The sequence below is a fragment of the Mangrovimonas yunxiaonensis genome (assembly GCF_000733475.1).
Lineage (GTDB): Bacteria > Bacteroidota > Bacteroidia > Flavobacteriales > Flavobacteriaceae > Mangrovimonas > Mangrovimonas yunxiaonensis.
Genome location: NZ_JPFK01000009.1, coordinates 216,082 through 230,478, shown reverse-complemented (window position 1 = coordinate 230,478; position 14,397 = coordinate 216,082). Strand labels below are relative to the sequence as shown.

4 protein-coding genes are annotated in these 14,397 nt (G+C 42.3%); 1 reads left to right on the top strand and 3 read right to left on the bottom strand.

The window, feature by feature from the left end:
- Window positions 1-3,948, bottom strand: a 3,948-nt coding sequence (locus tag IA57_RS12240; RefSeq protein WP_036124148.1) for an HYR-like domain-containing protein, incomplete at its 3' end; no start/stop codon positions are given.
- 506 nt (window positions 3,949-4,454) lie between these two features.
- On the opposite strand from IA57_RS12240, the gene IA57_RS12235 reads away from it, so the two are divergent.
- The gene (locus tag IA57_RS12235) at window positions 4,455-4,952 is read left to right on the top strand and encodes a SixA phosphatase family protein (protein WP_036124146.1); all 498 of its coding nucleotides are present in this window, start codon (window positions 4,455-4,457) and stop codon (window positions 4,950-4,952) included.
- A gap of 143 nt (window positions 4,953-5,095) precedes the next feature.
- On the opposite strand, the gene IA57_RS12230 is transcribed toward IA57_RS12235, so the two are convergent.
- Both IA57_RS12230 and IA57_RS12225 read right to left on the bottom strand, forming a co-directional pair.
- Entirely contained in the window at window positions 5,096-6,070 is a 975-nt protein-coding gene (locus IA57_RS12230; RefSeq protein ID WP_036124143.1) for a PorP/SprF family type IX secretion system membrane protein, read from the bottom strand.
- 36 nt (window positions 6,071-6,106) lie between these two features.
- Window positions 6,107-14,332 (bottom strand): T9SS type B sorting domain-containing protein, encoded by an 8,226-nt coding sequence (locus tag IA57_RS12225; RefSeq protein ID WP_036124140.1) that lies wholly within the window; start codon window positions 14,330-14,332, stop codon window positions 6,107-6,109.
- Window positions 14,333-14,397 lie beyond the last annotated feature (65 nt).

Genomic DNA, 14,397 nt, shown 5'->3' with positions numbered 1-14,397 from the left:
AGTTTCTGAACCATTGGCTGGTACTACAGGCGCCGTTGTTAGGTCTAGGGTATAGGTATAAGTGTAAACCGATTGGTTTCCTGCGCAGTCCTCATAAGTAAAGGTGAATACTTTATCGCCTTCACAGCTAGGATCAGTATTTTCGGTAATGGTTGGTGTGATGTCGTTCCCACAAGCATCGGTTACTACCGGCGCTGTTGGTTGAACAGCATCGCTAAGACACTCAACAGTTTCTGAACCATTGGCTGGTACGACAGGCGCTGTCGTTAAGTCTAGCGTATACGTATAAGTGTAAACCGATTGGTTTCCGGCACAGTCCTCATAAGTAAAGGTGAATACTTTATCGCCTTCACAGCTAGGATCGTTGTTCTCGGTAATGGTCGGTGTGATGTCGTTACCACAAGCATCGGTTACTACTGGTGCTGTTGGTTGAACAGCATCGCTAAGACACTCAACAGTTTCTGAACCATTGGCTGGTACTACAGGCGCTGTCGTTAAGTCTAGCGTATACGTATAAGTGTAAACCGATTGGTTTCCGGCACAGTCCTCATAAGTAAAGGTGAATACTTTATCGCCCTCACAGCTAGGATCAGTATTTTCGGTAATGGTCGGTGTGATGTCGTTACCACAAGCATCGGTTACTACCGGTGCTGCAGGTTGAACAGCATCGCTAAGACATTCAACAGTTTCTGAACCATTGGCTGGTACTACAGGCGCCGTTGTTAGGTCTAGGGTATAGGTATAAGTGTAAACCGATTGGTTTCCGGCACAGTCCTCATAGGTAAAGGTGAATACTTTATCGCCTTCACAGCTAGGATCGTTGTTCTCGGTAATGGTCGGTGTGATGTCGTTACCACAAGCATCGGTTACTACCGGTGCTGCAGGTTGAACAGCATCGCTAAGACATTCAACAGTTTCTGAACCATTGGCTGGTACTACAGGCGCCGTTGTTAGGTCTAGGGTATAGGTATAAGTGTAAACCGATTGGTTTCCGGCACAGTCCTCATAAGTAAAGGTGAATACTTTATCGCCCTCACAGCTAGGATCAGTATTTTCGGTAATGGTTGGTGTGATGTCGTTACCACAAGCATCGGTTACTACTGGTGCTGTAGGTTGAACAGCTTCACTAAGACACTCAACAGTTTCTGAACCATTGGCTGGTACTACAGGCGCTGTCGTTAGGTCTAGGGTATAGGTATAAGTGTAAACCGATTGGTTTCCGGCACAGTCCTCATAAGTAAAGGTGAATACTTTATCGCCCTCACAGCTAGGATCGTTGTTCTCGGTAATGGTCGGTGTGATGTCGTTACCACAAGCATCGGTTACTACCGGCGCTGTAGGTTGAACAGCTTCACTAAGACATTCAACAGTTTCTGAACCGTTAGCGGGTACTACAGGCGCTGTCGTTAGGTCTAGCGTATACGTATAAGTGTAAACCGATTGGTTTCCGGCACAGTCCTCATAAGTAAAGGTGAATACTTTATCACCTTCACAGCTAGGATCGTTGTTCTCGGTAATGGTTGGTGTGATGTTGTTACCACAGGCATCGGTTACTACCGGTGCTGTAGGTTGAACAGCTTCACTAAGACATTCAACAGTTTCTGAACCATTGGCTGGTACCACTGGCGCTGTTGTTAGGTCTAGGGTATAGGTATACGTGTAAACCGATTGGTTTCCGGCACAGTCCTCATAGGTAAAGGTGAATACTTTATCGCCCTCACAGCTAGGATCAGTATTTTCGGTAATGGTCGGTGTGATGTTGTTACCACAGGCATCGGTTACTACCGGCGCTGTAGGTTGAACAGCTTCGCTAAGACATTCAACAGTTTCTGAACCATTGGTTGGTACTACAGGCGCCGTTGTCAGGTCCAATGTATACGTATAAGTGTAAACCGATTGGTTTCCGGCACAGTCCTCATAAGTAAAGGTAAATACTTTATCGCCCTCACAGCTAGGATCGTTGTTCTCGGTAATGGTTGGTGTGATGTTGTTACCACAAGCATCGGTTACTACTGGCGCTGTAGGTTGAACAGCTTCGCTAAGACATTCAACAGTTTCTGAACCATTGGTTGGTACTACAGGCGCTGTTGTTAGGTCTAGGGTATAGGTATAGGTGTAAACCGATTGGTTTCCAGCACAGTCCTCATAAGTAAAGGTGAATACTTTATCACCTTCACAGCTAGGATCGTTGTTCTCGGTAATGGTCGGTGTGATGTCGTTACCACAGGCATCGGTTACTACCGGCGCTGTAGGTTGAACAGCCTCACTAAGACATTCAACAGTTTCAGAACCATTGGCTGGTACTACAGGAGCCGTTGTTAGGTCTATAGTATAAACATAAGACCATGTTTTAGTTGTATTGTTACAATCTGTGTAAGAATAGGTGTAGGTACGTGTGCCTTCGCAAGTAATAGGGTCAGGGCTGTCTGTAATTTCAGCATTGGAAGGCGTAAGTGTATTTCCACAACCATCGGTTACTGTTGGCAATGTAAACGATTCTGTAGCATCGGCTAAACATTCTACAGTTTCAGATCCTGAGGGTTCAGAAATTGTAAAATCGGGTGTGTTTAAAGTGAACGTTTGCGTATCAGAAGCCGTTAAACCACAATTATCGGTTATGGTAAAGGTTCTTGTAATAACAATAGGACAGCTTCCTGAAGCTGAGTCCTGATAGGTGATTGTATTAGGGTTATCTTCGGTAAAGGTTCCGCCTTCATTTGTAAAATCAGTAGTAGAAATGGTTACTGCTGTTTCGCTATAGGCTAGGGAAGAAGTCCCGTTTGTAATGTCGGTATTAGAACAGCCATCAAAAGTTTCGTCGTTTGGTGCTGTAATTAGAGGTGTGGTACTATCTGAAACAGTAATGGTGTAATTTTCAGTGTTTTGACATCCGTTACTGTCTGTTACTGTTACCGAATAGTTTCCAGCAGTTAAACCCGATTGGTTTTGGGCTCCTGCAACAATACCAGATCCACCGTTAGATGCTGTCCAGTTGTATGTATAAGGTGCGGTGCCTCCCGAAACGATTATGTCTATGGCTCCATTATTAGAGCTGTTACAGGCTACATTTGTAATGGTTTCGGTAATGTTTAGCGGTAAGGCAAAAGGGCCTACTTGCATGGATACAGACTCGGTTGTACCAGCGGTATCTGTAACAGTTAATGTTACGGTATAAGGGCCAACTCCTGGATAGGTGTGCGTTGGAAACACAAAGTCTGAAGATTGAAAACCAGAATTGTATACTGGAGAACCATCGCCAAAATCTAGGGTATAGGCATATGGGTTTGCTATAAGCTGGTCTGGAGCTGCACCAACTTCTCTAATTTTACCACCTGTAGTGGTAGACGTAAACACAACATCGTACGTTGTGTTGCATATTTGGTCGTAAACAAAGTTAGGGTATAGCGGACCATCTACTTTAATGTTAGGAACATCTCCGTTACATTGGGAGTAATTTTCAGAGGCAGGACAGGTTGGGCCACCAGAAGCATTTGCGCTCCAAGAGACCAATAAATCCTTTAATTCAAATTCTTGGCCGCAGGTATACGGTATTGGACCAGCCTGGTAAAATCCATAAATAACAGGCCCTGGTCTAGTTACATGGTATACTATAGGGTTGGCACCATCTATTTCCACCGTAAACTCGGCAAAAAAGTGGTGTTTGCTTCCGTTGGGAGCAACTTCAATGTACAAATAGATATCATCGCCAGGATTAATATCATCGCAATCTGTAACAGGGTCTCCATTTTGAAACCCGATATAGGCGCCATGGATTTCAACCGAATTAGCACCACAGTTGTCCCCGCTAACCGCGCAGGGGCTTGCATTTTCTTCGGTGGTAATTCCCGTATCTATTATTTGGGAATAGGTTAAGTGTACATTAAAACTAAAAAATAGTACAAAGACTAAATAGTTTATCGATTTGACTTTAAACGCACTTGTTTTCATAAGCAGTTATATTTTCTTAATAGCAAACAATATTTTATATACTTTAATTCTCGAGCAGGGCTCAAATAATTTCAGTAAGCGTATTGTACATTACATTTTAGAATGGTCACAGGACATTCCTTATTCTTGTTTGAAATATGTTATTTCAGAGGGAATACGCATTGAGATATCAATGCATAATGGATTAAGTAATTTTTTCGATAAGGGATCATCATAATTTATTAATAGCTTACAAGACAAATTAATTGTGAATTCTTAATGAAATCAAAAAAAAATGATATACCCCTAGAAATACTCGATAAACAGTGAAACGAAAACACTTTATCGGTAATATTGTTGTATTAAACGACTGACATTTTTCAAGGTTTGAAAAGAAAATGCGTGTATTTTGTTGTTTTACGGATCATGATTAATAGCTTTTATCTTAAATTTAGGGAACCAAAGTAAGTTTTTTATCTAACTAAAACAACGTTTTATCGAAAAAAAATGCGTTTAATCGATTAATTATGAAAAATCTGATACTTGTAAGACATGCAAAATCATCGTGGGAATACGATGTTAGGGACTTTGATAGACCTTTAAAATCGCGTGGAAAAAACGATGCTATAACCGTTGCCGAACGGTTTAAAACATCTGGTTTGTTACCAGATTTAATTATGACCAGTGGTGCCAACCGCGCAAAAACAACGGCAGAACTGTTTAATAAAACCTTAAAAATACCTAACGACAGATTTGTTGTAACAAACGAACTGTATGATTTTTCTGGAGGTGCTGTTATGCATGCGATTACTTCTTGCGATAATGCTGTAACCACTTTAATGGTGTTTGGCCACAACCATGCCTTAACTTATTTGGCCAATAGCTTAGGAGATCGCGGTATAGATAATGTGCCCACAAGCGGCTTGGTTTCTATAGCTTTTAATGTAGATAATTGGCAGGATATTAATACTAATACAGGAAAAACGATGCTAACGCTTTTTCCAAAGGATATACGAACGCCTTAGTTTTAACAGACTAAAAGTAAATTGCCTAGAGGCAAGCCAAAGGGACATTAACATGAAGGCACATTTTAATTCAAGGCAAGCCTCGGGGCAATTACATTTTGATAGTTTGTTGCTGAGTAAATGTTTTGTATAGGCTTGTTTTTTTAGAATAATACACGTCCATCTGTACATGAACAGTTGCTTAATCCCTGTAAGAAATCGAATCCAATGGTTATCATGTGGGTACCCGAGTTGTAGCCAACCAAGTCGTTCATGGTAACCTGATAGGAATAGGCAAAGTAAAATTTAGATTTCATAATACCAGCCATAGGTCCTATATTCAACGGTTTTAAAACTTGGTCGTTAAGGAAACGGTACGATACACCTAACCAGTAATAATCTTCTTTTCTGTTATACTTTCGGTACTTAAAATTAATGTCGGTACTAGAACGGTTGTCACTGCCAAACAATTGATAGAACACCGAGGGTTCAAACTCTACGCGTTTGTTGGTTTTACTTTGCATAATGTAGCCCGTATAGATTTGGTAATTTCTAATGCCGTTAGGCTCAATGCCTGTAAAATTGTCAATATCCTTATCTAAAATGTTGTTTAGGTTAAAACTAAAGTAAAACCCACCATTTCGATATAAGGCTCCAATGTCGAAATTGTGATTGTTTATAGCTCGATCATCTGTTACATACGGATCTAAAACAGGATTCTCATAATCAGGTTCAAATTCGTTAATGTCTATTTTAAAGCTGTTTAGGTTGTACGAAAGCCCTAAAGATAAAAACTGTCTGGAGGTATAGTCTAAAATAAGATGATGCGCATACGATACTTTAAACCCTCGTTGTCTTGTATAACCATTTTTATCATTGTACAGTGTAATTCCGGCGCCAGAACGGTTGGCGAACCTAAAATCGGCATAAAGCGATTGGTTGTCTGGGGCGTCTTTTATACCCACCCATTGGGTTAACCCGTTTACACGTATCCTTACATTGTCCCCAATTCCAGCGTAGGTTGGTGAAATAACAAAATCGTTATCTGCCAAATATTGCGTCCATACGGGTAAGTTTAACTCCTGGGCGTAGGATTTACTTGCAATAATTACTAGTAGGTATATAATTATTTTTTTCATGGTTTTAAGGTTTAGTTAAGACAGGGCTTCATTTTGTTATCTATAGAGTGTAAAGTGACCCACGATATTGCGGTCAACGTTAGAGCTTCTAAAGTTAACTACATACCAATAGTCTCCTGTTGGCAATTCGTTTCCTTTGTAGGTTCCGTCCCATTTTTCGCCAACTCTTAAAGTAGCGATCTTTCTACCGTAGCGATCAAAAATAGAGAACTCTAAATCGGGGTAATTTAAAGCACATCCAGGGCCCCATTCGTCTAGGGTACCATCGCCATTTGGTGTAAAGTAGTTAGGGATACATACATCTACAAACTCCATTTCAATAACTGCCACAGCAGTACAACCGTAGCTGTCGGTAACCATAACGGTATGGGTACCAGATGCTGAAATAAAGTAGGTGTTTTCGCTGCCGTAGTTTTCGCCATTAAAGGTAAACTCGTAATCGCCACTTCCTCCTGCAGCATGCGCTACAATTTGATTAAGTTCACCTTCTGTTAACACCAAAGTTAATGGGTCGAAGGCATCAATGCTGAAGAATTCGGTTGCTTGAACACAGCCATTAGTGTGTCTAACTTCTATATAGTGGTTCATTCCAGCAGGTACATCGATAAAGGTGTTACTAGCTTGGTAAGTTCCACCGTTTAAAGCATATTCAACTTGTGAAGCATCTACGCTTTCATCAATAAAAACCGTAACCGTATTGCTGGAAATGTTGTTAACACAACCGTATTCAACCAATAGTGTTGGGCTCATGTTAACCGATTCTGGCATGGTAATGTTCCATTCCGATTCGCAGCCTTCGGCATCACGGACAAATACAGTGTGATCACCGCCACCTAAACCGGTAAAATCGAACTGGGTTTGGTTAGCAGCACCTGTTGTGTACGGTCCATTATAGTTGTCTAGGCTAACACTGTACGGTAACGAGCCTCCAGAAAGATTAATACTAAACTCGCCATCTAGATCGCCTTCGCAAACTTCAGGGAAAATAGAATTTGGAACAATGTTAAGAATTACAGGCGTAGGCTCTGTTACGGTAAAGGTATGGGTTAAAAAGCACCCTAGTTGGTCTTGTACAATAACATCGTAGGTACCTGGGGCCAAGTTTTCAAATACATTGGTTTCGAAAAACTGGTTTAGGTTAGGGGAGATGGCATACATAATAATACCTGTTCCACCTGTGGCATTAATTTCCAAACGGCCATCGTTCGACCCTGTGCAAGTAACATCATCAACAACAAAAGTAGCATTAAGCGTAGTGCTAGGCTCTGTTATGGTTATTGTTTGTGAGGTTGTATTACAATCGCCACTTTCAACATATACCACATAGCTTCCAGCAAAAAGCTCGGTAAATACTCCAGGAGTGTCTTGCGTAGCATTAATGGTGTTTCCTAAAGTGTCTTGTAACGTATAAACATAGTTACCAAGTCCGCCTTGTGCCGAAGCAACAATATTACCAGTATTGTCTCCTGCGCAGTTTATGGTTGGGTTGGTAGAGTCTAAGTTAAGAACTAAAGGTTGTAAAGGCTCAACCGTAATGGTGTTCGATGCATTGGTTGTACAACCATTGGCATCCTGTACATAATAACTGTGGGTGCCATCGGCTACCGAAAATGTTACGGTAGTATTAAAACTTCCTAAAACAGTTGTAAAGTTGGCGTTATCACTATACGTATATGGTGGTGTTCCGCCAGAAGCACTTAAGGTAAGTGTAGCACCGTTTAAACAGGTTTGTGTCGTAGCAGTTACTAGGTTAACATCAACAGGGGTTGGTTCGTCTATAACAATATTAGCAGACGTTGTTTCACAATTGTACCCGTCTGTAATTGTAACCGAATACGTGCCAGCACCAAGGTTATTAAACACATTTGAAGTTTGTGGTCCCGAACTGCTAGGAGTTGGTAAAATAGTATTTAAAGTATAGGTGTAGTTACTACCTTGACCACCGGTAACATTGCTTACCGTAATAGAGGCATTTTGGTCTCCAAAACATGGCAATAGCGTTGTGCTAGGGGTAAAAGTAGCTGTAATAGGGTTTGGTTCTGCCAGAGTAACATTTACCGAAGCAATACAGTTGGAATCATCCCTAACGTTAACGGTATAATTACCAGCAGATAGCCCAGTAAAAGTTCCATTAGGTGAATAGCCTAAGTAGGCATCGCCTGTTAGTTCATATTCATAATTACCCCAGCCACCAGTGGCAGTAGCCGTAATGGTACCGCTATCGTTGTTACAGGTTACGTTGGCCGTTTCTAAGGCGGTAAGTGTTAATGGTCCCGTTGGGGAAGAAATAACAACACTAGAGGTTGCACTACAAAAAGGTACTGCAGTTTCGGTTATGGTAACCGTGTAGCTTCCAGCGGCCAATCCTGTTACTATTTCTGGGTTTGTTGTTGTATTTGCCGCTACAGGGCCCATAACAGAAACACCAGTATCGTTAAACACTTCGTAGGTGTAGGCTCCCGAATACCCATTAACAAAAAGCTCGAAAGTACCTGAGTTATCTCCAAAACAACTTACTGCTGTTGGTGTTGTTGTTAGGGTAGGTAGTATGGCCTCAGGTAACGAAATGGTAGCTTCTGCTGTACATAGTGTTACCGTATCTGTAATGGTTATTGTATAAATTCCTGAAGGCACTCCTGTAATGGTATTTCCGGTAATGCTAACAGAGGCTGGGTTAGGACTAATGGTATAACTATAATTACCAGAGCCACCAATACCCGTCACTGTAATAACACCATCATCGTTGTTACAGGAAGGTGCTGTAGTTAAATCGGGTGTAAGCCCTAGAGGTGCTTCAATAGTAACAGACACTAAATTACCACAACCATTGGCATCGGTAACTTCAATGGTATGGGTGCCAGATGATAAGTTGGTTAGAGTAAAAGGCGCTGTTTGTGTTTGGAAAGCGCCACCATTTACACTAAAACTATACGGTGGTACACCAGCTGTTGGCATAGTCACCTCAATTTCGAATTCCCCTTCGTTAACCGTACATTGGTTGGTTACAGCTGCATCGATTACAGGGCTAGGATCTGTAGGCATGGTCACGGGGCTGCTTACAATACACCCGTAGGCATCCATAACATGTACGTAGTAAGTGCCGCCATCTACATTAAACACACTGTTTGATGCCCAAGCAGGATCTGTTTCAGAAGGAGCAGCAGCCGTCGTTGTTATTTGATATTGGTAGGGTGCTGTACCATCATGACCAATTGCACTTATAATTCCTGAATTAGGATTACAGTTGGCATTTTGATCAACAGCTACAGTTAACGTTAAAGGAATCATAGATTCTGTAATGTTAAACGGTACAGTTACAATACTACATCCAGCATTTGGACCGTTTATTTCTTCAATTAAAACATAGTAGTTACCAAAAGGCAATGGGCCTAGGTTGTTAACCGCAAGGGTGCTATTGGCAGGAACGGTTCCGTTACCAGTAATGCCGGTAGAGGCTTGGCTTAACGATTCGAAGATTTCATATTGCACATCAACAGAGGTTGCATAAATGCTGTTTATGTTGAACGAGACGTTACCATCGGCACTTCCCGTACAGCTGATGTTATTTTCGGTTACCGCTGTGGCCGTTAACGTTGAATTGGTAGGAATAGGAGCCGTAGCAGGCTCGAAATAACTACAGTTTGTCGAGGCATCGTATACGATAAAGGTATAGCTAACACCCGGTGTTAATCCAGTAAATGTGGCCGATTCGCTACCAGGAGCATCCTCTGGAATCCAAGAACCTGGAGGATTTGGGTATACCGATACAGGGCCTTGGTAAATGCTAAAATAGAACGGGCCAGAGCTAGATAAAGACGAGCCAATGCTTACTACGGCTTCGCCGCCAGTAGCACAATCTACCGTAGTTGTGATGGAAATATCCAAGTCGGTAGGAGGCGAGGCCACAAGCACATCTTGTACTAAAACCGAACACCCATTGGCATCGATTACATTAATTTCGTAAAGGCCAAAATCTACAACATCAAAACTCACAGAGGTCGACCCCGAAGCATTGAATTCAGAATTGGAGTAGCCGTTAGTACCGGTTACATAATAGTTGTATGGCGCTGTACCACCGGTAACGCTATCAATGATGATAGACCCTTGCGAAACCCCGCTTGGCGTACAGGTAATGTCTACGGTATGGTAGTTAACATTAATGGCATCGGGTTCGGCGATAACTATGGTATCGGTTGCCGTACAAGACTTGGCATCTGTAATGGTTATGGTGTAAGATCCAGCTGTTAGACCAGACGTTTGTGAGCCATAGTCTGTGCCTGTAGTATCATTATAAACGTTAATTGTGAATGGAGGTGTTCCAACACTAGAGTCGATGGTAATGTCGATGGCTGCATTGGCATCGCCATGACATAAAATAGGCTCGGTTTGTGCAACCAAACTTAGCGCTGGTGGTGTAACGGGCTCTACCGTATGAACAATAGAGGCTATGCTACAGTTGTTGGCATCTACAACTTGGAATTGGTATGTTCCTGCGGTTGTTGTGGTGTAGGTAAATGTGCCTCCGGTAGTACCTAAATTGGTGTAGGTTCCACCATTAATTGAAACACCGTAGCTATAAGGAGGAGTCCCACCAGAGATGGTTCCCGAAATTTCTGCTTGAGAGCTTGGTGAACAATCTAGATCTGAGTTTAGAACGGTGTTTAGGTTAAGTTCTGGTAATGGATCTATGGTATAAGTTTCTGCATAAGTACAATCGTTTTCATCGCGAACCTGGAAGGTATATGTGCCAGGAGCCAATCCAGTAAAGACGTTCGAACTTTGATACGGTGTTGCCGCTGAAGCCGGCGCAATTATCTGGTATTCAATAACACCTGTGCCACCTGTTACTCCCGTAATGGTAACTGTCGATACGTTTGTTGGGCACGACAGCGGTGTATGGCTAAGTGTTATATCTGTAGGTGGGTTTAAAGCATCTATTACAATGGTATTTGCTATGAAAGCACAACCACTAGCATCTTGTATGGTAACAGTGTATGTTCCAGCCGATAGTCCTGTAAAGGTATTACCGGTTTGAAAGTTAATGCCATCCAAGCTATAGCTATAAGGCGGTGTACCACCAGTAACGCCGGTAACGGTAATTGTTCCTGAGCTTGTGCACGTATATGGGGCAGTAAGCTGAGCCGTACCATCTAATGGTGGTGCAGCAGTAATTGTAACCGTTTGCGGATCTGTTTCACACACCGATGTACCAAGGCTGTATTGCACGACTACAGTATAAGTCCCTTCTGGTAAATTTGTAAAAACTGGAGAGTTGGTAAATGTTACTCCGCCATCAATGCTATACAGCAAAGTGTTTCCGTTGGCATTGGTTACATTAATTGTAATGGTGCCATTTTCGTTATCGGCACAAGCAATGTTGGTTTGGGTTACCGTAAAGTCTGGTTCTGGAACGGCCTCTACAATAATGGTGGTTTCTGCAGTACAGTTGTTAGCATCTTGAACCGTAATGACATAGGTTCCTGCCGTTTCAACAATTATTACTGGAGACGTTTGGAAATCTGTTCCGTTTATATCGTAAACATAAGGAGGGGTACCGCCCTCTGGGTAAATTGTTATTTCGCCATCGGTACATGTAAGTGGTTGTGTAAGTGCTGCTGTTACCGTAAGCAAAGGAGGCTCGGTAATGGTAATGTCTTCGGTATACAAACACCCATCATCGGTACTAGCGGTTATGGTATATGTTCCAGCATTTAAGCTGTTAAAAGTATAATCGCTCGCCGTAGTTGGCCCAACACTATCTATTAGGGTGCCATTTTGGTGAACGCTAAAATAATATTGTGGTAAGGCATCGTTTACTGCCATATGAACACTTCCCATGTCGCCATAACATTCTGGTTGGGTAATGTTGGTGGTTACAGAAAAATCACGTGCTCTCACGTATACACTTGGGGTTTCAAAAATACAAGGATTGGTATCAACCCCTATCTGTCTGATGTAAACGATGTAATAACCTGGTGTTGTAACAGTAAAAATGTTGCTGGTTTGGTAGTTTACACCATCTAAGCTGTACTCGTAACCACTAGGCACGTTAAGAACCGTAATTTGTCCGGGTGTGTCGCAAAGAATATCTTGGGCAACAGCATCTGGGTCTAGTAGGTTTTGGTACACATTAAAGTAAAAAATACTGTAGCATCCTCCCGGGTAATTTATAATTAGCCTAAACTGCCCTGCGGTATTGGCAGTGTAGTCTGGACCACTACCTACTTGGTTCCAGGTACAGGCATCATTTTCATTAGCACAATCTGGATCGGTAACGGCTGGACAGCTGCTCTCGTCTAATTGTTCCCATATAATGGAAACGGCATCGCTAATACCTGTTAGGATATCGCGGGTATCATTTGCACCGCATAAAAATATATTGGGTAGTGGCTTGCCATCGTTAGGGCATATAACGACTTCATCGGCATACGGAATAACGGGGTTGGTTTGTGTGGTTCCATATAAAACCACATGAATAACCTCTTGGATGGATAAACAGGTGGCCGGTGCTGTATTGGTTACGTAGTACGTACCAACTTCTGTGGCTGTAAAAGTTTGTCCTGTGCCTATAACCGGAGTTCCGGTAGGGCTTGTCGACCAAGAGTAAGCATCGTAACCATCGGCTGCGGTTAAAATAACACTGTCGCCGCATAAAACCTCTTCACGTTCGAAGTTACAATCGGAAATGTCTACCAAAAAGTTGGTAGGCTGTGGGGTAATGAAACACTCATCGGAATTGTAACTCGCTTGTTCATCAACAACAATACCGCTATTAACTCCTGTATAAGAACCAAAGGCTTGGTTTATAATTTCGTTAGAGCAGGCTTGGCTCAAATCGTAGCAATTAGGAACCACTTGAACGGCCAATCGGATAACAAATTCGGGGTCTCCAACTTCTACCGATCCATCTGGAATAGAAAACACCAGTGTTTGTGTTACGGGATCGTAGGATTGGAGTGTGGCGCCTCCGGCATTGCTTAGGTCAATGTCGGTAGCGGGATCGAAAACGATGTTGTCAGGAAGGACATCGGTAATGGTAAAGTTGGTGATGTCGTCATTTCCTGTATTTTGATAATATATTTCATAGAACAAATTTTGGCCTAGATACACATCGTCTCCGTTTATCTCGTTGCCATTATCGTCGGTTACTAGTTTGGTAAGGGTAACTTCCGGACCAATAACATCTACGGCAAAGGCGCTGAAAAAAGAGAAAATAGGATCGGCTTGACCACGGGCAACCTGCAATACAAATGAGGCCGAGGTGTCATTGTTTCCTATGTATTCTGGTTCGGAGTTTAAAATTTCTAAAAAGCCTGTATCGTAACCTAGGGTATTTGTGCCAAAGGGGTTTCTTGGGTGGGTAACACCGTTGGTGTTTTCAATTACAGCACCAAAAAACTTATTTGCAGGTCTTAAAGGGGTTGTCACCTCTTTACCGTTTATTTCCAATTTTGTGGCTCGGTTGTTTTTATCACCATCGAGGGTTGCATAGGCAAATTGTAAATCGATGTGTCCTGCTGGTGGGGTGGTGAATCCGGTTACGGGAATTTCTTCGTAATGGTCGTCATAGATATGGCTAAACCCATCAAATGTGGTAAAGGATTTGGTGTGCAATTCGGGATCTTCATAAATCACAAACAGGGTCCAGCCTGCGGCCAAACCTGTTGAAAAATTCGTGCCTTCGCTAGACGTGATGTTGGCCACGGTATAGGTGCCTTCAATATCGGTTAAATCGCTTAACAGGTGGGTCACTTCGGCATAACATGCATAGGGTGTGTTGTTGGGTTCGCTGGGTTCGGCGGGAATTGGGTTTACAATGGCATCGTATACAATTTGTCCTGTTAAATCGGTATAAGTACTACTTTCTGGGGTTTTAAATTTTACTTGGTTTATGTTGGCCCTACTGCCATTTTGTAAAATTGCCCCCCAATATAACGCTGCGTAAGCCACCCGATAGCAGGCTGTTTCGCTCCCGTCTTCGTGTGGTGACAACACCAAATCGGCACTACTGGAGCTAAATGTTGAGGCATCGCCATCAATATCGATGTACTGCATAAAAACATCCTGGTTGTCTATGGAGTTGTCATTTCCGGGTAAATTATCCACCCCCAAAATGTTGTTTCCTATAACCAGCATACTTCCTTTTACTTCAATATTTTCTCTTACTGAAAAAGGTAAGTATGTTTGAGCAAAACCACTTAAACAATGGATTACTAGAAATAATACAAAAAGTGTTGTTTTGAAATAAGTAGGCTTTTTCATGATGTTTAGATTTACTGGTCCTTTTTTGAGTTTGGGGCTGGCAAAAAAGGTGGGTTGACGTTATC

Coding starts and splice junctions, on each gene's coding strand:
- IA57_RS12235 (WP_036124146.1), top strand. CDS start 4,455: ATGAAAAATCTGATACTTGTAAGACATGCAAAATCATCGTGGGAATAC.
- IA57_RS12230 (WP_036124143.1), bottom strand. CDS start 6,070: ATGAAAAAAATAATTATATACCTACTAGTAATTATTGCAAGTAAATCC.
- IA57_RS12225 (WP_036124140.1), bottom strand. CDS start 14,332: ATGAAAAAGCCTACTTATTTCAAAACAACACTTTTTGTATTATTTCTA.